This is a genomic window from Azospirillum halopraeferens DSM 3675 (assembly GCF_000429625.1).
Classification (GTDB): domain Bacteria; phylum Pseudomonadota; class Alphaproteobacteria; order Azospirillales; family Azospirillaceae; genus Azospirillum; species Azospirillum halopraeferens.
Genome location: NZ_AUCF01000021.1, coordinates 22,765 through 45,877, shown reverse-complemented (window position 1 = coordinate 45,877; position 23,113 = coordinate 22,765). Strand labels below are relative to the sequence as shown.

Annotated in this window: 22 protein-coding genes, 1 tRNA gene and 1 pseudogene; 13 read left to right on the top strand and 11 right to left on the bottom strand. The window is 70.8% G+C overall.

The window, feature by feature from the left end; genetic code table 11:
* Nucleotides 1-10: 10 nt before the first annotated feature.
* Genes G472_RS0118490 through G472_RS34155 form a run of 3 tightly spaced genes read right to left on the bottom strand, consistent with a single transcriptional unit; the run spans nt 11 to nt 3,441 of the window.
* Nucleotides 11-1,927, bottom strand: coding sequence for a GldG family protein (locus G472_RS0118490; RefSeq protein WP_029009560.1), 1,917 nt, complete (start codon nt 1,925-1,927; stop codon nt 11-13).
* A gap of 15 nt (nt 1,928-1,942) precedes the next feature.
* Nucleotides 1,943-2,680 (bottom strand): ABC transporter permease subunit, encoded by a 738-nt coding sequence (locus tag G472_RS0118485; RefSeq protein WP_029009559.1) that lies wholly within the window; start codon nt 2,678-2,680, stop codon nt 1,943-1,945.
* The gene (locus tag G472_RS34155) at nt 2,674-3,441 is read right to left on the bottom strand and encodes an ABC transporter ATP-binding protein (RefSeq protein WP_211100212.1); all 768 of its coding nucleotides are present in this window, start codon (nt 3,439-3,441) and stop codon (nt 2,674-2,676) included. The genes G472_RS0118485 and G472_RS34155 overlap by 7 nt, the downstream gene beginning before the upstream one ends.
* Before the next feature lie 146 nt (nt 3,442-3,587).
* On the opposite strand from G472_RS34155, the gene G472_RS34150 reads away from it, so the two are divergent.
* The gene (locus tag G472_RS34150; protein WP_245593524.1) at nt 3,588-4,091 is read left to right on the top strand and encodes an SRPBCC family protein; all 504 of its coding nucleotides are present in this window, start codon (nt 3,588-3,590) and stop codon (nt 4,089-4,091) included.
* Nucleotides 4,092-4,178: 87 nt separating this feature from the next.
* Here the strand turns inward: G472_RS34150 and G472_RS0118470 are convergent, their stop codons facing one another.
* The 3 genes from G472_RS0118470 to G472_RS0118460 all read right to left on the bottom strand — a co-directional run bounded on the left by G472_RS0118470 (nt 4,179) and on the right by G472_RS0118460 (nt 7,118).
* Nucleotides 4,179-4,946, bottom strand: coding sequence for an OmpA/MotB family protein (locus tag G472_RS0118470; protein WP_051340999.1), 768 nt, complete (start codon nt 4,944-4,946; stop codon nt 4,179-4,181).
* Nucleotides 4,947-5,040: 94 nt separating this feature from the next.
* A complete protein-coding gene (locus tag G472_RS40640) occupies nt 5,041-5,835 on the bottom strand; it encodes a motility protein A (RefSeq protein ID WP_084536756.1) in 795 nt (264 codons plus the stop codon).
* A 20-nt stretch (nt 5,836-5,855) separates the two neighbouring features.
* Entirely contained in the window at nt 5,856-7,118 is a 1,263-nt protein-coding gene (locus tag G472_RS0118460) for a hypothetical protein (RefSeq protein WP_029009556.1), read from the bottom strand.
* A 211-nt stretch (nt 7,119-7,329) separates the two neighbouring features.
* On the opposite strand from G472_RS0118460, the gene G472_RS0118455 reads away from it, so the two are divergent.
* Both G472_RS0118455 and G472_RS34145 read left to right on the top strand, forming a co-directional pair.
* A complete protein-coding gene (locus G472_RS0118455) occupies nt 7,330-7,722 on the top strand; it encodes a winged helix-turn-helix domain-containing protein (protein WP_051340998.1) in 393 nt (130 codons plus the stop codon).
* 60 nt (nt 7,723-7,782) lie between these two features.
* Entirely contained in the window at nt 7,783-8,331 is a 549-nt protein-coding gene (locus tag G472_RS34145; protein WP_051340997.1) for a nitrogen fixation protein NifQ, read from the top strand.
* Nucleotides 8,332-8,335: 4 nt separating this feature from the next.
* On the opposite strand, the gene G472_RS0118445 is transcribed toward G472_RS34145, so the two are convergent.
* Nucleotides 8,336-8,998, bottom strand: coding sequence for an alpha/beta hydrolase (locus G472_RS0118445; protein WP_029009554.1), 663 nt, complete (start codon nt 8,996-8,998; stop codon nt 8,336-8,338).
* 247 nt (nt 8,999-9,245) lie between these two features.
* Here G472_RS0118445 and cysE point away from each other — a divergent pair, with 247 nt between their 5' ends.
* The 7 genes from cysE to G472_RS0118410 all read left to right on the top strand — a co-directional run bounded on the left by cysE (nt 9,246) and on the right by G472_RS0118410 (nt 14,310).
* A complete protein-coding gene (cysE, locus tag G472_RS34140; protein ID WP_051340996.1) occupies nt 9,246-10,001 on the top strand; it encodes a serine O-acetyltransferase in 756 nt (251 codons plus the stop codon).
* A gap of 88 nt (nt 10,002-10,089) precedes the next feature.
* The gene (locus G472_RS0118435; protein WP_029009553.1) at nt 10,090-10,575 is read left to right on the top strand and encodes an Rrf2 family transcriptional regulator; all 486 of its coding nucleotides are present in this window, start codon (nt 10,090-10,092) and stop codon (nt 10,573-10,575) included.
* Between the two features lie 30 nt (nt 10,576-10,605).
* Entirely contained in the window at nt 10,606-11,742 is a 1,137-nt protein-coding gene (locus G472_RS0118430; protein ID WP_029009552.1) for a cysteine desulfurase family protein, read from the top strand.
* Between the two features lie 162 nt (nt 11,743-11,904).
* Complete coding sequence (locus G472_RS37395; protein ID WP_029009551.1) at nt 11,905-12,555, top strand: molecular chaperone DnaJ; 651 nt, start codon at nt 11,905-11,907, stop codon at nt 12,553-12,555.
* Nucleotides 12,556-12,611: 56 nt separating this feature from the next.
* Nucleotides 12,612-12,941 carry a ferredoxin family 2Fe-2S iron-sulfur cluster binding protein gene (locus G472_RS0118420; RefSeq protein WP_029009550.1) on the top strand — a complete coding sequence of 110 codons (330 nt, stop codon included), beginning with the start codon at nt 12,612-12,614 and terminating at the stop codon, nt 12,939-12,941.
* Between the two features lie 74 nt (nt 12,942-13,015).
* Nucleotides 13,016-14,137, top strand: a complete 1,122-nt coding sequence (mnmA, locus tag G472_RS0118415; protein ID WP_029009549.1) for a tRNA 2-thiouridine(34) synthase MnmA — start codon at nt 13,016-13,018, stop codon at nt 14,135-14,137.
* A 98-nt stretch (nt 14,138-14,235) separates the two neighbouring features.
* A tRNA-Met gene (locus G472_RS0118410) sits at nt 14,236-14,310 on the top strand.
* Between the two features lie 299 nt (nt 14,311-14,609).
* Here the strand turns inward: G472_RS0118410 and G472_RS0118405 are convergent.
* The 3 genes and pseudogenes from G472_RS0118405 to G472_RS38220 form a co-directional block, all read right to left on the bottom strand.
* Entirely contained in the window at nt 14,610-14,879 is a 270-nt protein-coding gene (locus G472_RS0118405) for a hypothetical protein (protein ID WP_029009548.1), read from the bottom strand.
* A gap of 84 nt (nt 14,880-14,963) precedes the next feature.
* Nucleotides 14,964-15,266: pseudogene (locus G472_RS0118400) on the bottom strand (integrase core domain-containing protein); the annotation flags it as partial.
* A 112-nt stretch (nt 15,267-15,378) separates the two neighbouring features.
* Nucleotides 15,379-16,050 carry a sulfotransferase gene (locus tag G472_RS38220; RefSeq protein ID WP_084536754.1) on the bottom strand — a complete coding sequence of 224 codons (672 nt, stop codon included), beginning with the start codon at nt 16,048-16,050 and terminating at the stop codon, nt 15,379-15,381.
* A gap of 330 nt (nt 16,051-16,380) precedes the next feature.
* On the opposite strand from G472_RS38220, the gene G472_RS0118395 reads away from it, so the two are divergent.
* The 3 genes from G472_RS0118395 to G472_RS0118385 are packed head-to-tail and all read left to right on the top strand — an operon-like array spanning nt 16,381 to nt 19,726.
* Nucleotides 16,381-17,769, top strand: coding sequence for an ethanolamine ammonia-lyase subunit EutB (locus G472_RS0118395; protein ID WP_029009546.1), 1,389 nt, complete (start codon nt 16,381-16,383; stop codon nt 17,767-17,769).
* Nucleotides 17,766-18,521: an ethanolamine ammonia-lyase subunit EutC gene (eutC, locus tag G472_RS0118390; protein WP_029009545.1), complete on the top strand. Its 756-nt coding sequence runs from the start codon at nt 17,766-17,768 to the stop codon at nt 18,519-18,521. The genes G472_RS0118395 and eutC overlap by 4 nt, the downstream gene beginning before the upstream one ends.
* Nucleotides 18,518-19,726: an iron-containing alcohol dehydrogenase gene (locus tag G472_RS0118385; protein ID WP_211100211.1), complete on the top strand. Its 1,209-nt coding sequence runs from the start codon at nt 18,518-18,520 to the stop codon at nt 19,724-19,726. The genes eutC and G472_RS0118385 overlap by 4 nt, the downstream gene beginning before the upstream one ends.
* 19 nt (nt 19,727-19,745) lie before the next feature.
* Here the strand turns inward: G472_RS0118385 and G472_RS0118380 are convergent, their stop codons facing one another.
* On the bottom strand, nt 19,746-23,003 hold the full coding sequence (locus tag G472_RS0118380; protein WP_051340994.1) for a bifunctional diguanylate cyclase/phosphodiesterase: 3,258 nt from the start codon (nt 23,001-23,003) through the stop codon (nt 19,746-19,748).
* Between the last annotated feature and the right edge of the window lie 110 nt (nt 23,004-23,113).

Here is a 23,113-nt window from a genome sequence, read left to right as displayed (position 1 = left end):
CTCCTCGCTCCTACTCGCGCACCAGCCGGGCGCGGCGGTGGGCCCGCCAGCCCGCCATGACCACCGCCAGCAGCGCCACGGCCAGCGGCACGGCGACGATGTTGACCGCCTTGACGGTGGCCGACAGCCGCTCGATGTCGCGGTTCAGGCTGTGCTGCACCGCCCGCAGCTCCTTGCGGATGCGCACGACCTCGCCGCGGAAGCGGTCGATGGCCGCCTGCTCCTCCGCCGACAGCAGCGGCCCGGCGGCGGCCCTGGCCTTGCCCTGAAGCTCGGCGATGCGGGTTTCGGTGTCGCGCAGTTCGGCCTCCAGCTCCTGCTCGCGGGCGAGCATCTCGCGGTTGGCCTCGCGGCGCAGGTCCTGCACCAGGACGAAGGGCCGCTGCGAGCCGGCGCGACCGCGCAGGGCGATCAGGTCGGCCGATCCCGCCAGGTTCTCCACCGCGTTCAGCACGAAGTCGCCGTTGCCGGCAAAGGGCATGGCCAGTGACTGGCCGAGCAGCGCCTGATCCTCCACCCAGAACCGGTCCTCCAGCAGGTCGCTGTCGGCCACCACGATCAGGTTGGCCGGGCCGTCGGCGCTCGCCCGGTGCGGAGCGGGGGGTGCCGGGGGCTCCCCATCGCCGGCCTCGCCCTCCTCCCCATCGTCGGCGCGCGGCGGGCCGTCGGGGAAGGCGGAGGTCAGCGGTCCCGACAGGCGGGCCGCCAGCACGTGGCGGGAGCCCTCGCCGCTCAGGCCGGCCAGCAGCTTCTCCGGCTCCGGCCGGCCCATGAGCTGCGCCACCGGCACCAGCCGGCCGGCAGCCGACGATGTCAGCAGCGGCGTCAGGGTCAGGCGCGATCCCTCCTTCAGCGCCAGGCTGCCGGCGGAGGCGAGGTTGACGACGCCGAGGTCGGCGGTCACCACGTCGTCGCGCGCCCGGCCGGCCTCTCCCACCGCCAGCCAGGCGGCGTAGGGCAGCGTCCGCCGGCCGGTGCTGACGGAAATGGCGATCTGCGGGTCGGCGACGAAGCGGCCGGCCTCCAGGGCGATGCCCCAGGCGTCGAACAGCTCCGGCAGCGCCGCCGCCCGATCGGCCACGGGGTTGGGCATGCCGCCGGGGCCGGCCACCGCCTCGCTCTCCGCCCAGGGATCGACGAAGAACAGGGCCCGGCCGCCGCCCATGACGAATTGGTCGATGGCGTAGAGGGTGCGCGGCGACAGGTCGCGCGGCCGCGCCACCACCAGCACGTCGATGTCCGGGTCGATGGCGCCACCCCCCGGCTGGAGCATGCGCACGTCGAACAGGGCGCGCAGCGTCGACAGCACGGCGTAGGGCCGGGCCCCGCCGCGCATGGCCGCCATCATGCCGCCCGGCCCGTACTCCAGCGGCATGGCGGTCAGCACGCCGACCACCGGCCGCTTCGCCTGCGCCAGGGCGTGGACCAGGCGGGTCAGGTCGTACTCCAGGAACGCCTCGCGCTCCTGCTGGAAGAAGGGGATCACCTCCTGCCCGTCGATGGTGTTGGTGCCGACCAGCCCGAAATAGACCTGCCGGCCGCCGGCGCGGTCCAGGGGCACGCCGGTGATGCCGGCCTCCACGGCGCGGTCCTCGGCATCGGAATAGGGTTCGGGGTCGATCACCTCCAGCCGGACGCGGCCATCGGAGCGGGCCTCGTACTCCTCCAGCAGCTCGCGCACGCGCTGTCCGTACGTGCGCAGCGCCGGGACGTCGCCGGCCAGGCGCTCGGAGAAGTACAGGCGCAGCGTCACCGGCTCGCGCACGCCGGCCAGCACGTTCAACGTGCCGGGAGACAGGGTGTAGAGCCGGTCCGCCGTCAGGTCGAGGCGGGCGTTGCGCAGGGTTGCCTGGGCCAGCACGTTCACCGCCACGAACAGCACGGCGGCCAGCGCCAGGGCGATCAGGGATACGGTCTTGCGGGTCATCGTTACCGCCCTCCCTCAGCCGGCCTTGCCGAGGTCGACGACGACCGCGTTGGCGAACAGCCAGAACGCGATCAGCGACGCGAAGAACACCGCGTCGCGCAGGTCGATGACGCCGTTCATGATCGCCGCGAATCGGCTGAGGAAGCTGAAGGACGCCACCGCGTCCACCAGCGCTGACGGCGCCCAGCCGGACACCGCGTCCAGCACGATGGGGCTGCCCGCCACCGTGAACAGCAGGCACGCCACCACGCCGACGACGAAGGCGACCACCTGGTTGCGGGTCAGCGACGACAGGCAGGCGCAGATGGCCAGATAGCCGCCGGCCATCAGCAGGCTGCCGATGTAGCCGGCCAGCACCACGCCGTTGTCGGGATCGCCCAGCACGTTGACGGTGATCCACACGGGGAAGGTCAGCCCCAGGGCCGCCGCCGTGAAGGCCCAGGCGGCCAGGAACTTGCCGACCACCACGCCGGCCACCTGCACGGGCAGGGTCAGCAGCAGCTCGATGGTGCCCGACCGCCGCTCCTCCGCCCACAGCCGCATGGCCACGGCGGGCATCAGCACGATGTAGAGCCAGGGGTGGAAGGCGAAGAAGGGCTTCAGGTCGGCCTGCCCGCGCTCGAACAGGTTGCCGACGTAGAAGGTGAGGATGCCGGCCAGCAGCAGGAAGCCGACGATGAAGACATAGGCCACGGGGGTGGCGAAATAGCCCGCCAGTTCGCGGCGGAAGACGGGGCCCGCACCGGTCAGCATGGCAGCACCTCCCGCGCCGGCGCGCCGGCCCCCAGAGTGATGCTGCGGAACACGTCGTCGAGCCGACCGGGGGCCGCCATGTGCGGGCCCAGCCGCCAGCCGTGGCCGGTGGGCTCCCCGTCGGCGAGGATGCGGCCGTGGCCGATGACGATGGCCCTGGTGCACACCGCTTCGACCTCCTCCAGGATGTGGGTGGAAATGACGATGGCCTTTTCAGTCGCCATGGAGCGGATCAGCGCCCGCACCTGGTGCTTCTGGTTGGGGTCCAGGCCGTCCGTCGGTTCGTCCAGCACCAGCACGTCGGGGTCGTGCAGGATGGCCTGCGCCAGCCCGACCCGCCGCTTGAATCCCTTGGACAGGGTCTCGATGGGCTGGTGCAGGACCGGCTTCAGCTCCACCAGATCCACCGCACGGTCGATGGCGGTGCGGGCGGCCGCACCGCGCAGGCCGCGCGCCGCGGCGGCGAAGCCGAGGAATCCCGCGGGAGTCATGTCCGGATAGGTGGGCGCCCCCTCCGGCAGGTAGCCGATTCGCCGCCGCGCCTCCAGCGGCCGGGTCTCCACGTCGAAGCCGCAGACCCGCACCCGGCCGGCGGTGGGCGCCAGGAACCCCGTCAGCATCTTCATGGTGGTGGACTTGCCGGCGCCGTTCGGGCCGAGGAACCCCAGGACCGTCCCGCGTTCGACCGCGAAACTGACGTCGTCGACGGCGGTAAAGGCGCCGAAGCGTTTCACCAGGCTTTCGATCACGATCATCGCCATGCGAAGTCGGTATCCCTGTTGAGTGAACCAATCGACAGCGTGTGGGGCCTTAGCCCTACCGGGCGGCAAGCTCAAGCATCATTTTCACCCGCAGGCCGGCGACGCGCCGTTCGCCGGCCGGGACCGTCGACAGGGAGAAGGGCGCGATGGCAGGCAGCGGAGAGGGTATGGAACTGACGGGCAGCTATCACATCCCCGCGGACCGCCACCGGGTCTTCGCCGCCCTGTGCGACCCCGGCGTGCTGAAGTTCTGCGTGCCCGTGTGCGAGCATGTGACCCGCCTGTCGCAGACCGAGTACGCCGCCCGCGTGATCGCCCGCATCGGCCCCCTGAAGGTCGGCTTCGACAGCCGCCTGACCGTCGATCCCATCGATCCGCCCCACGTCTACACCCTGGTCGGCGAGGGCCGCGGCGGCCTGGCCGGCATGGTGCGCGCCGTCGCCCGCATGCGCCTGGAAGAGGTCGGCGACGGCCACACCCGCGTCACCTACACCGCCACCGCCGACCTGGGCGGCCGGATCGCGGCGCTGGCCGGGCGCCTGGTGCGCTCCAGCGCCACCGGCTACGCCGACCGCTTCTTCGCCCGCTTCACCGAGGCGGTGGCCGCCTTCGAGTGGGTCGGGGAGCACGGGGACCGCAACGCCCCCTGAAACGGCCGGAAAACGATCCGTTCCATTGGTTTCCGGCCGTGAAACCCGACAGATCAATGCTTTGCATTGATCGATCGGGTCATACCGTCAGGGTCCCTCGGCGCGCAGCGACAGGGTGACGCGCCGGTTGCGCGCCCGGCTTTCGGCGTCGGTCTCGGGGACCAGCGGGCGGGTGTCGGCGTAGCCAACCGCCGACAGGCGGTGCGGCGGCAGGCCCAGCCCCTCCAGCAGACGCACCACCGCGGCGGCGCGCGCCGCCGACAGTTCCCAGTTCGAAGGAAAGCGCGGGGTGGCGATGGGAATGGCGTCGGTGTGCCCTTCCACCACCACCTCGCCCGGCGTGGCCGCCAGCACCGGGGCCAGGCGCGCCAGCAGGTCGCGGCCGGACGGGGACAGGTCGGCCTGCCCCGGCGCGAACAGGATGGCGTCGCCGATGACGATGCCGACGCGGTTGTGCTGCACCGTCACCGCGACGCCCGCGGGCATGCCTGCCTGTTCCAGCCGCCGCCGCCAGCGGTCGGCCAGCGGCTCCGGCGCGCTGGCCGCCACCTCGTCCTCGCGCAGGCGGGGGCCGTCGGGGGCCGGCTCCCGGAGCGGTTCCCCGGGCGGTGCGGGCGGCACGGGAGTGGCGGGGGTCAGGCTGCGCACCCGGTCGTCGGCCTCGACCGGTTCGGGGACGGTGACCAGCGGCTGTTCGGGCGGCAGCGGCGCATCAGGGGTCAGGTCCTTCACCGTGGCCAGGGCCAGCAGCATGACGAACACCGCGAACAGCAGGGTCACCAGGTCGCTGTAGGTGACCAGCCACAGCTCGTCCTCGTCCGGCGGCGTGCCGGAACCGTTGCTGCGCACGGTCATCCAGGGCGGGACCGCCGGCTCCGGCGGCCGTTCCGGTTCGCGACGGGGCGGGCCGCCACCGGGGCCGCCTCCCGGGCCGCCACCGGGGCCGTGATCACGCGGCGCCATGGAGTTCGTCCCGGCGTTCGCGCACGAACTCGGCCAGCGCCTCGGCCACGATGGTCGGCGAGCGGCCCAGGCGCACCAGCAGCACCCCTTCCAGCAGCACGTTCAGCGCCGCGGCCCGGCGCGCCGTGCGTTGCTCCAGCTTGATGGCGATGGGCTTGAAGACGATGTTGGCCAGCACCACGCCGTACAGCGTCGTGGTCAGCGCCACCGCCATGTTCATGCCGATCTGCTCCACCGTGGCCGCACCCAGGTGCTGCATCATTCCCACCAGCCCCACCAGCGTGCCCAGCAGGCCGAACGCCGGGGACAGGGCGGCCAGGGTGCGGAACAGCCGGGCCTGCGCCGCCTCCTGTTCCGTCATCTTCTGGATGCGCCAGGTCATGACATGCAGGATGTCGTTCACCGGGGCGGCGTCGGCGATGAGCTGCAGCCCCAGGCGCAGAAAGGGGCTGCGCACGCGCCCCGCCCGCTCCTCCGCCTCATGGATCTGGTTGCGCTGCAGCAGGCGGGCGACCTCCACCAGTTCGGCGATGTCGGGGCGGATGTCCTCCTCCTCGCGGAAGATGGTCATCACGGAAACCAGCGCCGCCGCCAGCTCGGAGGTGCGGAAGGCGACCAGCGCCGCCACCAGGATGCCGCCCAGCACGATTCCGAGGCTGGGCGGGTTCCACAGCACCGCCATCCCCTCGCCCATGCCGATGTAGCCGAGGAAGCCCATGGCCCCGGCCATGCCGAGCACCGTCGAGGTCATGATCCCCTTGCCGTTCGGCCGATCGGGCATGGATCACCCCCCTCCGCCGCTCAGCGCAGACGCCCGAACAGGCGCGCCAGGAAGCCCGGGCGCGGCGGCGGTTCGCCCTCCGCGCCACCCTCGGCACCACCCTCCTCCCTTGGAGCGCCGTCCGCCGGGCGGCTTCGATGCGGCGGCGATTCGGCCTCGGTCCGCGCCTCCTCCCGCGCCGCGGCGTCGGCCGCCGTCCCCTGGAACAGGCACACCCCGGCGGCGCGCCCGGCCTCCAGCAGGGCGGGTGTTTCGCACCGCCAGACCGCCAGACGCTGCGCGCCGAACCGCTCCACGCCGGCGCGCAGCAGCGCCGGCACCTCCCCCGCCGGAGCACCATCGGCCAGAACCTTGACGTAGGCGGGCTCGACCCCGCCGGAATCCAGCGTCGCCAGCGCCGCCAGCGGCACATGGTCGATCGCCACCGCCAGCCCCAGGTCGGCCAGGCGGGCGGCGGCGGCGGCGAAACGATCGGCCGAAAGGCCGAGTTCCCAGGCCGCCAGTTCCGCCGTCAGCCGGCGCCGCCGCTCCACCGGTACGGCGCGGGCCAGGGCGGCGAAGCCGTCGTCCAGCACGGTGGCGGTGTGCAGGTCGAAGGCGTAGTCCTCGGTCCCCCGGCTGCGGTCGCGCGCGACGTGGCGCAGCACGCCGCGGTCGAGCAGCGAGGCCACCTCGTGGCGCAGCCAGGCGTCGCGGCGCAGCGACAGCTCCAGCCGCCCCTCCAGCTCGTCCAGGGACACCGCCAGTTCGGTCAGCCGGGGCTGCGGGCCGTCGGGACCGAAAGCCCACAGGGTTTCCTCACGCAGCAGGCTTGCCAGATCGGCGCCGTGCAGCACCCGCTCGACCGCCAGCACCTGATCGAGGGCGGCGGTGGGCACCCGCTCGGCCGCGGCGGCCACCCGCAGGCGGTCGATCGCCGCGGGCGGCACCAGGTCGGCGATCATCCGCTCCAGGTCGCGGGGAAGGTCGTAGGCGGCGACACCCATGGCGCCGAAGCCGTGGCTGCGCAGCAGCCGGGCCAGCGCGCCCGCCCCGCCGGCCAGCAGCGGCGCGGCGGCGGCGGGGGCGAGGATCAGGACACGCGGACCGGGCAGCCGGAACACCTCGCGCGGGCGGTCGCCCAGCCAGCTTTCCAGATAATGGTCGAGGGTCAGGGCGAATCGCGGATCGTTCCCGTGCTCCACCGACCGCAGATCGGCCAGCAGACCCGCCAGCTCCTCCGGCCGGTCGCGCAGGGCGGCGAGCCGAGCCAGCAGGACATGCCCTACGGCTGCCTCAGACATCGTCCACCTTCCACGGTCTGCGAGGTCACGGCGCATCGCGCCAATTCGCCTCGAAATCCCGTTGATCGTGGACCGGAAACGCCGCCACATCAACGCGCAAATGGGCGCGGCGGGGTTGATCGGCCCCTGCCATGCAGCCACCCCCCTTGCCCTTGCCCGCGACATGCCCAACCATCGATAACGTATGGATTTACCGGCGAAGGAGCGGAGCATGGAGGGTGACACCGGGGAGCATGGGCACGGCAAGCTGCGGTTGAGAATCCTGTACGCAGGGGGCTCAGTGGGACCGGGCAAGATCCGCCTGCTGGAGGCGGTGCGCAGCACCGGTTCCATCTCCGCGGCGGCGCGCACGCTGGACATGCCGTTCCGCCGGGCCTGGCAGCTCATCGACACCATGCACCGGGTGTTCCGCGAGCCGGTGGTCCGCGCCAGCGCCGGCGGGCGCACCGGGGGCGGTGCCGAACTGACGGCGCTGGGCGCGCAACTGGTGGAGCGCTACCGCGCCATGGAGCGCGCGGCCGAAGAGGCGGCGCGTCCCCATCTGGAATGGCTGGACCCCATGACGCTGCCCGACTCCGCCCGCGGATCCGGAGACGACCCTTGAAAAATCCCTGAAGACCCGGGCCAAATGGCATGGTGTGCTGCACTGCGGAAGACCGCCGCCATGCCCGATCCCGCCGCCCCCGCTCCCGCCGCGCCTGAATCCGCGGCCGTCCCGGATTCGCTGCTGTTCACGCGCATCGTCGCCCACGCCGCCGCCGAGACCGGGCAGCCGCTGTCCCGCGCCCTGGGGCTGAGCCGCAGTGCCCTGGCCCGCCTGGTGGACCGACACGCACCGGCCTTCGCCGCCACCGTGGCCGCCCTCCCCGCCGACGCCGGACCGGGGGAGGATGAACTTGAGGAGACCGACCTGCGCGCCCTGGTGCTGGAACACCGGGCCGGCGCGGGGGAAGAGGAGGAGTGGCTGGCCGCCATCGTGGCGCGGCGCAGCATGGGTGGCCAGCACCTGTGGCAGGACATGGGATTCGCCAACCGGGGGGAGCTGAACGCCATGTTCCGCCGCCACTTCCCGGCCCTGGTGGCGGCCAACGCCGCCGACATGAAGTGGAAGAAGTTCTTCTACCGCCAGCTCTGCGCCCGCGAAGGGTTCCTGCTGTGCAAGTCACCCAACTGCGAGCAATGCGATGACCGTGCGGAGTGCTTCGCGACCTGAGCGCCTACTCCGCAACGGCCGCCAGCGGGTTGCCCAGCGCGCGGTCGAGATAGTCGTCCACCTCCCGCGCCAGCTCGTCGGTGCGGTTGACGAAATAGTGGCCGGCACCGGGGACCGTACGGTGGTCGATGCGGATGTCGCGCTGGGTGGACAGCTTGGTCACCAGCTTCTGCACCGCCGCCCCCGGCACCATCTCGTCGCGGTCGCCGTGGACGATCAGGCCCGACGACGGGCACGGGGCCAGAAAGGAGAAGTCGAAGCGGTTGACCGGCGGCGACACGGTGACGAAGCCGTCGATCTCCGGCCGGCGCATCAGAAGCTGCATGCCGATCCATGCCCCGAAGGACACGCCGGCGATCCAGCACAGCGAGGCGTTGGGGTTGTAGGTCTGCAGCCAGTCCAGGGCGGCGGCGGCATCGGCCAATTCCCCCTCCCCCTTGTCGAAGGAGCCCTGGCTGCGCCCGACGCCGCGGAAATTGAAGCGCAGCACCGAGTGGCCGCGCTTCACGAAGGTCTGGAAGAGCGTATAGACGACCTTATTGCTCATGGTGCCGCCGTGCTGCGGGTGCGGATGCAGCATCAGGGCCACCGGAGCGTTGGGCGTCTTGCCATGGGCGTAGCGCCCCTCAAGGCGACCGGCCGGGCCGTTTATCATCACTTCAGGCATAGGGGCGACGATCCTGACGCGAACAGGGACAGACACAAACCACCCCGCGGGCGCCGCCCGCAGTGGGCGACAAGCTAATGTGGTTGCGCGGTCCGGGCCACGTTTTTCGTGAATCCAATTCTTGACCGTTTTCCTTGGTCATCATATATGCGACGGTATGTCGTCCGGGGCTCCCCGCGCAACCGGAAAGGCTGGGGTTCGTACCGATCCTAATGAGAGCGCGGACTATACCACGGCGGATGAGTCGGTGTTCAAGCATCTTCGCGAAGAAATCGACGGGATCATGGCCCGCGACCCGGCCGCCAAGTCGCGGCTGGAGGTGGCCCTGTGCTATCCCGGCCTGCACGCCCTGCTGGCCCACCGGATCGCCCACTATTTCTGGGACCGCGGCTGGACGCTGGCGGCACGCCTGGTATCGCAGACGGCGCGCGCCCTGACCGGGATCGAGATCCACCCCGGCGCCACCATCGGCCGGCGGTTCTTCATCGACCACGGCATGGGTGTGGTGATCGGCGAAACCGCGGAGATCGGCGACGACGTCATGCTCTACCACGGGGTGACGCTGGGCGGCACCTCGTTGCACCAGGGCAAGCGCCACCCCACGCTGGAGGACGGCGTGATCGTCGGTGCCGGTGCCAAGATCCTGGGCGGCATCACCGTCGGTGCGGGGGCCCGCGTGGGCGCCAACGCGGTGGTGGTGGCGCCGGTGCCGGCGGGCGTGACGGTGGTCGGCATCCCCGGCCGGGTCGTGGTGCCGCGCGACAAGACGGACACCGGCAAGTTCCTGCCCTACGGCACGCCGTGCGGCGACATCCCGGATCCGGTGGCGCGCGCGCTGTCCGGCCTGCTGGACCAGGTGCAGAGCCTGCGCCGGCGCGTGGACGAGCTGGAGTCGGTGCGCGACCCCGCGGCCCTGCCCGACGGAGAGGAGGTGCCGGCCGGCGGCGACGCACCGGTGCACGAGCGGCGGCCCGTGACGGCCGGGCCCGTCGGTCCCTGTTGAACCAAGGCCGGGAGCGACCGGCCGCAGCGCACCGGACACCGGGCCGCCCACGGACGGCTGCCCCGGTCCGGACAGAGGGAGAGCAGTGATGAGACTGAGCACCAAGGGACGCTACGCCGTCATGGCCATGGTCGACCTCGCGGCCAACAGCAACGGCCACCCGGTGGCTCTGGCGGACATCGCCGAACGGCAGGAAATCTCCCTCTCCTACCTGGAGCAGTTGTTTGCCAAGCTGCGCAAGGGCGGGCTGGTGAAGAGCGTGCGCGGCCCCGGCGGCGGCTACCTGCTGGCCCACACGGCGGACACCACGCGCATCTCGGACATCATCCTGGCGGTGGACGAACCGATCCGCACCACGCGCTGCGCCAACATCACGCCCCAGGGTTGCCGCACCAACCGGTCGCGCTGCCTGACCCACGATCTGTGGGAGGAGTTGGGCAACCAGATCCACATGTATCTCTCCTCCGTCACCGTGGCGGACGTGGTGGAACGGCGCGTCATCGGCACCAGCGCCCTGACCCTCAAGCCGGTGGCGGGGCCGGACGCCGAAGGCGCCGCCGTGGCTGCGGAGTAGCCCGACACCGGGCCCCGCCTCCGCCGCCGCATGGCCGCCTATCTCGACCACAACGCGTCCTCGCCCCTGAAGCCGGCCGTCAAGGCCGCCATGGGGGAGGCGCTGGACCTCGTCGGCAACCCGTCGTCGGTGCATGCCCACGGCCGCGCCGTGCGCCGCGCGGTGGAGGAGGCGCGCACCCGCGTCGCCGCCCTGGCCGGAACGGCGCCGGAGCGCGTTCTGTTCACATCCTCCGGCACGGAAGCCAACAATCTGGCCCTGCGCGGCTTTCCCGACCGGCGCCTGCTGGTGTCGGCGGTGGAGCACGAATCGGTGCTGGCCGCAGCACCGGAGGCGGAGCGGGTGCCGGTGCGCCGCGACGGAGTCGTCGATCTGACGGCCCTGGAAGCGCTGCTGGCCGCCGGCGACGGCCGGCCGCCGCTGGTGTCCCTGATGCTGGTCAACAACGAGACCGGAGTCGTCCAGCCCGTAGCCGAGGCGGCGGCGCTCGTGCGCGCCCGCGGCGGGCTGCTGCACACCGACGCCGTGCAGGCGGCCGGGCGGCTGCCCCTGGACATGGACGCGCTGGGCGCCGATCTGGTGACCCTGTCGGCGCACAAGATCGGCGGGCCGGCCGGAGCCGGGGCGCTGCTGGTGGCCGACGGGCTGGACCCGGCACCGGTGCTGCGCGGCGGCGGGCAGGAACGGCGGCGGCGGGCGGGCACCGAGAACGTGGTCGGCCTGGTGGGATTCGGCACGGCGGCGGCACTGGCGTGCGAGGACGCGGCGGCGACCGGCCGCAACGCCCTGCTGACCGCCCTGCGCGACGCGCTGGAGGAGCGGGCCCTGGCGGCGGTGCCGCAGGCGCGCGTGATCGGCGCGGGCGCGGCGCGGGTCGGCAACACCACCTGCCTCGCCCTGCCCGGCGTGCCGGCGCAGACCCAGATGATGGCGCTGGATCTCGCGGGCGTGTCGGTGGGGACGGGAGCGGCCTGCTCCAGCGGCACCGTCCGCGCCTCCCACGTGCTGTCGGCCATGGGTGAGGACGCGGCCACCGCCGGGTCGGCGGTGCGGGTCAGCCTGGGCTGGACCACCACGGCCGCGGACGTGGAGCGGTTTCTCGACGCCTGGACGGCGGTGGCGCGGCGCCTGACGCCGGGCGCCGGCCGAACGGACGGTGCGGCGTGATGGCTCCATCCATCCGATTTGCCATGGTTATCATTGCGTCCGGCGGCGGTTGTCGGTATGACGCGCCGGAACGGGCCCCCGGCCACGCCCCCGTCCGCGGCGCGCCCGCACGCGACGCGGATGTTTGCACGACCTGGTGAGCACGTTCCGGATGAGCCAATCATGACCGAGTCGGGAAAGGGCACCGGTGGCCCGCGCATCGCCGGCACCATCGACGGCGACCTGCAGCCCTGCTGGCTGTGCGGGCGCTCGGTTGGGATTCGCGCCCTGTTCTGCCACGGCTGCGGCGCCGTCCAGCCGCCGCGCGATCTGGACCATTTCACCCGCCTGGGGTTGGAGCGCCGGTTCGACATCGATCCGGAGCACCTGGCCCGTCAGCACGCCGGCCTGTCGCGGGCGCTCACGCCGGAGCGATTCGTCGCCCGCGGGGTGCGCCAGCAGTCCAACGCCGCCGCCCAGGCCCGCGCCCTGGACGAGGCGCAGACGGTGTTGCGCGACCCGGTGCGCCGCGCCCGGTACCTGCTCACCCTGCTGGAAGCCGGCCCGGTCGAGAACGACCCCGGTTCCGGCCCCGAGGTGGCGGAGCTGCGCCGGCGGCTGGACGCCGCCACCGACGCCATCGCCATCGACCGCATTGCCCACGAGGTGGCGCACCGCATCGAGGGCTGCATCCGCGAACTGGCCCACGCCTTCCGCGTCGGGCTGACCGGCACCGCGGCCCGCGTGCTGGGACGGCTGGAGGAGCTGGAGGCGGTGGCCGCCGATGCCCGCGCCCGCCGCACCCGCCACGCTCCGCCGGTACCGCCGGCCTGACCCCCTTCCGTCCCCGATCCCCACACCGAACCGCGCACCTGGGAGGTTGCGAACCGATGCCGAAGATGACCTTCATCGAACCCGATGGCACCCGCCGCGAGGTGGACGCTCCGCTCGGCCTGTCCGTGCTGGAGGTCGCGCACAAGCACGGGCTCGATCTGGAAGGTGCGTGCGAGGGTTCCCTCGCCTGCTCGACCTGCCACATCATCGTCGAGCCGGAATGGTACGACGTGCTGGCCGATGCCAGCGAGGAGGAGGAGGACATGCTCGACCTCGCCTTCGGCCTGACCAAGACGTCGCGGCTCGGCTGCCAGATCATCATGACCGAGGAGCTGGACGGGTTGGCCGTCCGCCTGCCCGGCGGTTCGCGCAACGCCATGGGCTGATGCGTGCGGGCCGGCCGGCACCCCGCTTGCCGCGGCGGCCGGCCGGCCCATATAGGGCCCCCATGAGCGCTTGTGTGAATTCCCTGGGCCTGCCCGGACGCCCGCAGGACACCCGCGTGGTGGTTGCGATGTCCGGCGGTGTCGATTCCTCCGTCACCGCTGCCCTGCTGCGGGAGGAGGGGTACGACGTCGTCGGCATCACGCTGCAGCTCTACGACCACGGCATGGCGCTGCGCAAGGCGGGCGCCTGCTGTGCCGGCCAGGACATCTACGACGCCCGTCAGGTGGCCGACCGCATCGGCATTCCACACTATGTGCTGGATTACGAGAGCCGATTCGGCCAGGACGTGATCGACGATTTCGCCGACAGCTACCTGCGCGGCGAGACGCCGATTCCCTGCGTGCGCTGCAACCAGCGGGTCAAATTCCGCGACCTGCTGAACACCGCCCGCGATCTGGGGGCGGCGGCCCTGGCCACCGGCCATTACGTGCGCCGCGTCGCCGGGCCCGACGGCCGGGCAGAGCTGCACCGCGCCGTCGACCCGGCGCGCGACCAGAGCTATTTCCTGTTCGCCACGACGCGCGACCAGCTCGACTTCCTGCGCTTTCCCCTGGGCGGCCTGACCAAGCCGGAGACCCGCACCCTGGCCGAGCGCTATGGCCTGGCGGTGGCGGACAAGCCCGACAGCCAGGACATCTGCTTCGTGCCCGACGGCTCCTACGCCGACGTGGTGGCGGCGCTGCGTCCCGGGGCGGTGGAGCCGGGCGACATCGTCCATGTGGACGGGCGGGTGCTGGGCCGCCACCGCGGGATCGTCCATTACACGGTGGGGCAGCGCAAGGGCCTGGGCATCGGCGGCCTGCGGGGCGAGGAGGAGCCGCTGTACGTGGTGCGTGTCGAGGCGCCGACCCGGCGCGTCGTGGTCGGCCCGAAGCGCACCCTGGCCCGCGCCGGCGTGCGGGTGCGCGAGGTCAACTGGCTGGGTCCCGACGCCGCCCCCGGTGAGCCCGTGGCGGTCGAGGTCAAGCTGCGCTCGGCCCAGCCCCCCGCCCCCGCCACCGTCCGCCTGGCGGGCGACGGCACGGCCGAGGTGACGCTGGACGAGCCGCAGTTCGGCATCGCGCCGGGCCAGGCGTGCGTGCTGTACCGGGGTGACCGGGTGCTGGGCGGCGGCTGGATCGCGGCCGCCGCGTGAGGCGGAAAAAGGCGCCGCGAACCCGTCACACAAGCGCTTGACACACTCCGTCTCTTCGCCTAATTAAGCGCTCCCGGCCGGCAACGGCCGGACCCGATGGCAGCGTAGCTCAGTGGTAGAGCAGGGGAATCATAATCCCTTGGTCGGGGGTTCAAATCCCTCCGCTGCTACCATCGATGCAGTCCTAGCGACTGTGCTGCAGGCCTCATCCAGCTTTGGCTGGGTGAGGCCGAGCAGTTCCTCGATCTTCCCCAGAATCCTGACGTGGGTTTCGCCACGGCGCTCGCCGGGTGCGATTTCAATGCGCGCGATGAGTGCCCGCATGGCGTTCACGGCTTCTTGGCGCGCCTCGCTGTCGTCGGACCATCCCTTGTACAGGGCTTCGATCTGTCGGCGGTAGGTCTCGACAGCAGCGGGATGCAACGCGACCACCGATTCGTCTGCGCTCTCCGCCTCCAGGATCGCCGCCAGGTCACGTTCGACCTCGGCCTTCGGCTTCCAGTTCCATCAGCTTCGTCCGCATGGACGGCCTCGCGGCACCATCGGCGATGGCATCAATGATGTTCGAGATCTGGCGCGTCAGCTTGGCAAGCCGGGCTTCGACCTCGGCATGCTCACGTCGGGCCTCTGTGCGGAGACGGCGACGTTCCTCGGCGTAGGTCTTGATGAACAGCGCGACAGCCTCCGGGGAGAGGAGGCGCGCCGTCAGCCCCGCGACTACCCGCTCCTGCAGTTCCGTCACCCGAATCGTTCGGTTGTTCGAGCAGGTGCCCGACTCGCGGTAGGTTGAACCGCCCCGGGTTTTCCGGAGGCGATTTTGCTTGAGTTACGCCGCCATGGCGACGTCCTCGGCTTGAGCATAGTAGCGCGCCTCGGCCTCGGCGGGAGGAATGTTGCCGATGGGTTCGAGGAGGCGCCGGTGGTTGAACCAGTCCACCCATTCCAGGGTGGCGAACTCGACGTCTTCCAGGGTGCGCCACGGTCCGCGGCGCCGGATCACCTCGGTCTTGTAGAGGCCGTTGATCGTCTCGGCCAAGGCGTTGTCATAGCTGTCGCCGACGCTGCCCACGGAGGGTTCGACGCCGGCGTCGGTGAGACGCTCGGTGTATTTGATGGCAACGTATTGGGTGGATTCAAGCGGTCGTCGCAACACCCGACCTCTCGCCGCCTCCAATGCGCAGAGCGCCGACCGCCTTCACGCGCTCAGCCAGCCCGGTGAGCAATCACCATTACAGAAGAAATCACTCCGGAGCTGTGAAGAACCAAGCATGGGGTGTGCCGGAGAACGCTTCCGCAACGTCGTCGAAATTCTCAATCACGTCACGACGGCTCATCGTTCTTGAGCGAACGGTGTTTGTGGTGAGCGGATGGCCTGATGCGTTAAGAAAATTCAAAATATCCTGGTGGCTATCGCCGGCAATTAGTCCTTCATATGTCACTTCCACCTTCGGAAACCGGGACGTCATTTGGCGCAGCACTTCGTCAGCGTAGTTAGCGCTAATGAAAAATTTGCCAATCTCTTCGATTTTTATCACAATTCGAGCGCCTTTATAATTCGCATTGGATTCCCACACTCCTGTTTTTTGCGCCAGCTTCATAGAGATGAATTGGTCCAGCTTATTGGCTCTTTTCAGATAGATGATCTTGAACTTAAGATCAAAGAATGCACCGAACACATCAGGGTATGTCAGCATCCAATCAAACGGCATCTTGAACCCACAGATGCCGGTTCGTTCTCCAAACATTTCGTGTTCGATGAACTGCCTGATTGGTATGCTTGAATTTTTGCCGTATTTCCCATACGGGCTAATCACCTCTCCGAGCGATGTAATATCCGGGTGCGATGCGAGAAGCCTTTCCAAAAGCGTTGAGCCGCTCCGCCCCATTGAAACGATAGAAAAATACTTGCGCATTACTTAAGACCTATGATATTTCGCTTTGTCATATTGAGCGATTCAACGCCAATCGCCATGAAATAGCCATTATAATGATCATACATTAGCGGTTTATCATTCGGCGTCGGTTGGTTCGCTGCGGGATCAGGGCGTGCTTTATGCCCATACCAAGGGTGCGCGCCAATGACAAAAAAGTGAGATGGTCTCTTCGGCATCAAACGCTTTTCACCGACAAGCGGGAAAAGGACCGTCCACCGCATCACCTCACCCGCCCAATGTCCCGCTTCAGCACGGACCGGGCATGCGCTACGCTGGCCGGCAACGCGGGGCAGGCGGGGGGAACGCACCATGTATGCCGCGACGGTCGGGCACACCCGGCACACGTTCGCCGACCTGAAGGCGCTGCTGGCGGCGGCCACGCCGTTGCGCTCCGGCGACGCGCTGGCCGGGGTGGCGGCGCAAAGCGACGAGGAGCGGGTGGCGGCGCGGCGCGTGCTGGCCGACCTGCCGCTCGCCACCTTCCTGACCGAGGCCGTGATCCCTTACGAAACGGACGAGGTGACCCGCCTCATCATCGACACCCACGACGCCGCGGCGTTCGCCCCCGTGGCGTCCCTCACCGTCGGGGCGTTCCGGGAATGGCTGCTGTCCGACGCCGCCGACGGAGCGGCGCTGGCCGCCCTGGCACCGGGGGTGACGCCGGAGATGGCGGCCGCCGTCGCCAAGCTGATGCGCAACCAGGACCTGATCGCCGTCGCCCGCAAGATCCGCGTCGTCACGGCGTTCCGCACCACCATCGGCCTGCCCGGCCGGCTGTCGGTGCGCATCCAGCCCAACCACCCCACCGACGACCCCGCCGGCATCGCCGCCTCCATCCTCGATGGGCTGGTGATGGGCTGCGGCGATGCGGTCATCGGCATCAACCCCGCCACGGACAGCATCCCGCAGGCCATGGCGCTGCTGACCCTGATCGACGAGGTGCGGCAGCGCTACGCCATCCCCACCCAGTCCTGCGTGCTGACCCACGTCACCAACACCCTGGCGGCGGTGGAGCGCGGGGCGCCCGTCGATCTGGTCTTCCAGTCCGTCGCCGGGACCGAGGCGGCCAACCGCGCCTTCGGCATCGACCTGGCGGTGCTGAAGGAGGGGCGGGACGCCGCCCTGTCCCTGAAGCGCCACACGGTCGGCGACAACGTCATGTATTTCGAGACGGGCCAGGGCTCGGCCCTGTCCGCCGACGCCCACCACGGCGTCGACCAGCAGACCTGCGAAGCCCGCGCCTACGCCGTTGCCCGCGCCTTCCGGCCGCTGCTGGTCAACACCGTCGTCGGCTTCATCGGGCCGGAATACCTGTACGACGGCAAGCAGATCGCCCGGGCCGGACTGGAGGACCATTTCTGCGGCAAGCTGCTGGGCCTGCCCATGGGGGTGGACGTCTGCTACACCAACCACGCCGAGGCCGACCAGGACGACATGGACACCCTGCTGACCCTGCTGGGTGTCGCCGGCGTGACCTTCATCATGGGCGTCCCCGGGGCCGACGACGTCATGCTGAACTACCAGAGCACCTCCTACCACGACGCCCTGTACCTGCGCGCCGCCCTGGGCCTGCGGCCGGCGCCGGAGTTCGCGCGGTGGCTGGAAGGCATGGGCATCCTCGACCCCGGCGGCCGGGTGCGCGACCTGCCGCCGCCCCGCCTGCGGGCGCTGCTGACCCCGGCGGAGGGCGCGGCATGACCCGGCCGCCGGTTGCCGATCCCTGGGCCACCCTGCGCGCCGCCACCCGCGCCCGCATCGGGCTGGGGCGGTGCGGCGACGGGCTGCCGACGGCGCCGCTGCTGGACTTCCAGCTTGCCCACGCCCGCGCCCGCGACGCCGTCCACACCCCCTTCGACGCGCCCGCCGTCGCCGCGGCCCTGGACGGCGCCGAGGGGGTGCCGGCGGTGGTCGAGGTGCGCAGCGCCGCCCCCGACCGCGCCACCTACCTGAAGCGCCCCGACCTGGGCCGCCGCCTGGCGCCCGAGAGCGCCGCCCGGCTGACTCCGGGGACCCCGGACATCGTCTTCGTCATCGCCGACGGGCTGTCCGCCACCGCCGTGCACGCCCACGCCGCACCGACGCTGACGGCGGTGCTGGCCCGCCTGGCCGGCTGGCGCATCGGCCCGGTGGTGCTGGCTCACCAGGCGCGCGTGGCGCTGGGGGATGCCATCGGCGAACGGCTGGGGGCCGCCATGGTCGCCGTGCTGATCGGCGAGCGGCCGGGCCTCAGCGCCGCCGACAGCCTGGGCATCTATCTCACCCTGGACCCGCGCCCCGGCCGCAGCGACGCCGAACGCAACTGCCTGTCCAACATCCATCCGCCCGACGGGTTGGGGTACGATGCCGCCGCCGACACCCTCGTCCGCCTGATGCACGCCGCCCGCGAGCGCGGCCTCACCGGCGTAGGGCTGAAGGACGAGGGTGCGGCCCTTCCGAAACCGCAGACGTGACCGCCCCCATGCTCCCCATCGCCCCCTTCGCCATTGCCCGCCTGCCCCGGATCGTCTTCGGTGCCGGCAGCCTCGCCCGCCTGCCCGACGAGGTGGCGGCACTGGGGCGGCGGGTGCTGCTGGTCACCGGTGGCGGGTCGTTCCGCGCCTCGGCCGCCTGGCAACCGCTGCTCGACGGGCTGGCGGAGCGCGGCGTCGCGGTGGAGATGGCGGCGGTGGCCGGGGAACCGTCGCCCGACGACGTGGACGCCGCCGTCGCGGCCCACCGCCGTAACGGCATCGAGGTGGTGGCGGGGATCGGCGGCGGCTCGGTGCTCGACTTCGCCAAGGCGGTGGCGGGGCTGCTGGTGCCCGGCAACTCCGTCCTGGACCACCTGGAGGGGGTGGGGCGCGGGTTGCCCTACGCAGGACCCGCCCTGCCCTTCGTCGCCGTCCCCACCACCGCCGGCACCGGCAGCGAGGCCACGAAGAACGCCGTGCTCAGCCACCGCGGTCCGGATGGCTACAAGAAGTCGTTCCGCGACGACGCGCTGGTCGCCCGCGTCGCCCTGGTCGATCCCGACCTGCTGGCCACCTGCCCGCCCGGCCTGATCGCCGCCAACGGCATGGACGCCTTCACCCAGCTTCTGGAATCGGCGGTCTCCACCCGTTCCAACCCGCTGACCGAGGCGCTGGCCTGGTCGGGGCTGGAGGCGTTCGCCGCCGGCTTCTTCCCCACCTGGCGGGGTGCCGGGCCCGAGGCTGCCGCCGGGCGCGGCCAGCTCGCCTACGCTGCCCTGCTGTCGGGGATCTGCCTGGCGCAAACCGGGCTGGGGTCGGTGCACGGGCTGGCCGCGCCGCTGGGCGCCCTGTTTCCCGTTCCCCACGGGGTGGCGTGCGGAACGCTGGTCGGCGAGGCCACTGCGGTCAACATCCGCGCCCTGGAGGAACGGCTGCCGGAGTCGCCGGCACTTGCCCGCTACGCCCGTGCCGGCCGGCTGCTGACCGGCCTGAGGGGGCTCGACGACGGTGCCGCTCGCCATGCCCTGGTGGACCTGCTGCACGGCTGGCAGGAACGCCTCGCCCTGCCGCGGCTGGGCGCCTTCGGGGTGAGGGAGGCGGATGTGGGACGCATCGTCGCCGACAGCCGGGGTTCCTCCATGACCACAAACCCGGTGGTGCTGACCGACGCGGAAATCGCCCGGGTGGTGCGCCGGCGGCTGTGATGCCGCCGCCCCGGCCCTTTCACGCCTCCAGCCGCTCACCCCGGTGCTGCGCCAGGAATTCGACGAACTCCTCGAATGGCATGGGGTGGCCGATGAGGAAGCCCTGGATCTGTTCGCACCCCATGGCGGCCAGATGTTCCAGCTGCTCGTCGGTCTCCACCCCCTCCGCCAGCGTTTCCATGCGCAGCGCGCGCGCCATGCTGATGATGGCGCCGGCGATGGCGGTGCCGTCGGGATCGCGCGCCAGACCGGACACGAAGCTGCGGTCGATCTTCAGCTTGTCCGCGTGAAAGCGCTTCAGGTAGCTGAGCGACGAGTAGCCGGTGCCGAAATCGTCGATGGCCAGGGCCACGCCCATCTCGCGCAGGCGCGCCATGGTGTCTGCGATGGTTTCGGAATCGTCCATCAGCATGGACTCGGTCACCTCCAGCTCCAGCGCGGCCGCCGCCAACCCGTGGCGGCTCAGCATGTCGGCCAGCCGCTGGGGCAGGCCCGGCCGGCGGAGCTGCACGGCCGACAGGTTGACGGCCATGCGGAACATTTCCCCCGCCGCGATGTGCCCGCCCGGCGCGTTGCGCAGATCGGCGGCGCGACGGCACGCCTCGTCCAGCACCCAGTCGCCCAGCGGCAGGATCAGCCCGGTGTCCTCGGCGATGGGAATGAAATGGGACGGCGGGATCAGGCGCCCGTCGGGCTGGCGCCAGCGCACCAGCGCCTCGCAGCCCACCATGCGGCGCCCCTCGATGCGCACCTGGGGCTGGTAGTGCAGCTCCATGTCGCCGTTCTCGATGGCCCGGCGCAGGTTGCTTTCCAGCCACAGCCGCTCCGACGCGCGCCGGTTCAGCTCCATGGTGAAGAACTGGTAGGTGGCGCGACCCGACTCCTTGGCCGCGTACATGGCCATGTCGGCGCTCTTCAGCAGCGCGTCGCCCGTCGTGCCGTCGTCGGGAAAGACGGCGATGCCGATGGACGGGGTGACGCGCAGCTCGTGCCCTTCGATCCGGTACGGCTCCGACAGGAGGGCCAGCAGCTTGCGGGCCACCGTTCCGGCCGCCTCCGGCATCTCCAGGTCGCTCAGCAGGATCACGAACTCGTCGCCGCCCTGGCGGCTGACGGTATCGGCACCCCGCACCGCCTCGCTGAGACGGTGCGCGACGTCGCGCAGCAGGGCGTCGCCGACGGCGTGGCCGAGGGAATCGTTGATGGTCTTGAAACGGTCCAGGTCGACGAACAGCACGCCGACTTTGCGGCCGGTGCGCACCGCCGCCGCCAGCGCCCGGTCCAGCCGGTCGCGCAGCAGCACCCGGTTGGGCAGGTCGGTCAGCACGTCGTACTGGGCCAGACGGCGGATGCGCTCCTCCTGGGCGCGGGACTCGCTGACGTCGGTGAAGGCGGCGATGTAGTTTCCGACCACCCCGTCAGCGTCGCGCACCACCCGGATGCTCAGCCATTCCGGATAGACCTCACCGGACTTGCGGCGGTTCCACACCTCGCCGCTCCACCCGCCCTCGTCCTGAAGGGAGCGCCACATGGCGGTGTAGAACTCCGGTCCGTGGCGGCCGGAGGCCAGCATGCCGGGGTTCCGCCCGATGGCCTCGGCCCGGCTGTAGCCGGTGATGCGCTCGAAGGCGTCGTTGACCGCCACCAGCCGGTTGTCCGCATCGGTGACCATCATGCCTTCGGCCGCGTGGTCGAACACCTTGGCGCCCAGCCGCATCTCCCACTCCGCGCGCCGCCGCTCGGTGACGTCGCGGGCGATGGCGCAGAGATGGCCGTGCCCGTCGTAGATGATGCGGCTGGCCGTCACCTCCAGGTGGAGCGTGCGCCCGTCGGGCGTGCGCAACGTCGTCTCATAGCGGGTGTCGCGGTCGACGTCGGGGGCGCAGCCTTCCAGCAGGGCGGCGGGTCGCCCCGTCAGGTCCTCCGCACGGGCGCCCAGCACCTGGCAGCCGAAGGGGTTGACGTAGACGACGCGGCGCTCCGCGTCGGCCAGCACCACCACCTCCGACACGTGGTCGAGGAAGAAGTTGGAGAGGTGAAGCTGGCGCGCGCGTTCGCGCAGCATGCTGTCGCTCTGCCGCACGCGCGAGCGGTAGCCGCCGACGATCCGGCGGATCCACCCGGTCACCAGCCAGGAGATGACGACCGAGCCGGCGAGCGCGAGCAGCAGCACGGCCACCGTGGTGACGATGCGCAGTTCCACCCCCACCCACAGCTCGTCCCGCTGGGCCGCCATGGCGGCTTCCAGTTCGTCCAGGTAGACGCCGGCGACCATGATCCAGCCCCAGGCGTTTGGCGCCGACACGTACGACAGCTTGGGCGCCGTATGGCCGGTGCTGGGGCGGATCCAGTCGTAGCGCAGCGTTCCGCCGCCCTCGCGCCCCAGCGCGATGAGGCGGCGCACGAGGTCGCGCTCCTCCCGGGTGGCCAAACTCTCCACGGCCCGCCCCTCGGACTCCGGCACCGTGGGCGAAGACAGGACCATGCCGTCGGCGTGCAGCACGGCGATGTAGCCGTCGCGCCCGAAGCGCAGGGCCCGCAGGCGTTCCAGCGCCTCCTCCTGCAACAGCTCCTCGACCACCTCCAGATATTCACCGGCACCGATCAGCCAGTCATAGGGGGCGAACAGGCGCGAATAGGCGATCTTCTCCATCATCCGCCCGCCGCCGCCCGGCGCATACCAGCGGTAGCGGGAATAGCCCTGCCGTTCCGGGGTCTGCACCGATCGGATCAGGTCGCGCATGATGTAGGTGCCCATGTCGTCCCGGTTGTCGAGCAGAGAGGTGCCCTCCAGCTCCGGATTGATGGGCAGCAGGATGCAGTTGCCTTCCAGGTCATCGACGAAGAAATAGCCGCGCCCATCGAAGAAGCGCAGCGGCCGCAGCGTCTCGCGGATGGCCGCCTGGATCTCCTCGGGCGGGCGATGGTCGCGGTCGCGGTCGTAGATCGCCATGGCGATCGAATGGGCGAAATCGACCTGCCGGCGGATTTCCAGCTTGAGCACCGTTTCGGTGCGCGAGCGCATGAACTCCAGGTAGTCGCGGGCGTGTTCGACCTGCTGCATCAGCGCGACGCGCTGGTCCTCCAGGTGGCGCGCTTCCGCCTGTTCGCGGGCCGCCTGGAAATCCATGACGTGCTGGTAGACGAAGAACAGGCCCAGCCCGATCACCAGCAATGCCGACAGCGTCAGCGATGCCAGGAACTGCAGCCGGTAAACCCGCGCCTCGTCCGCTTCGCGCGGCTCCTCAAGGGGTATGTCGATGACGGTATCCGGCAACAACTCCTCCGCCCGGCAGAGGCATATTACCCCGTTCGGCCAGGGACAAAGATTCCCGAACGGCGGGAGCGATGCAAGCCCGGTCGCCCGCGGGCGATCCGCCACCGGGC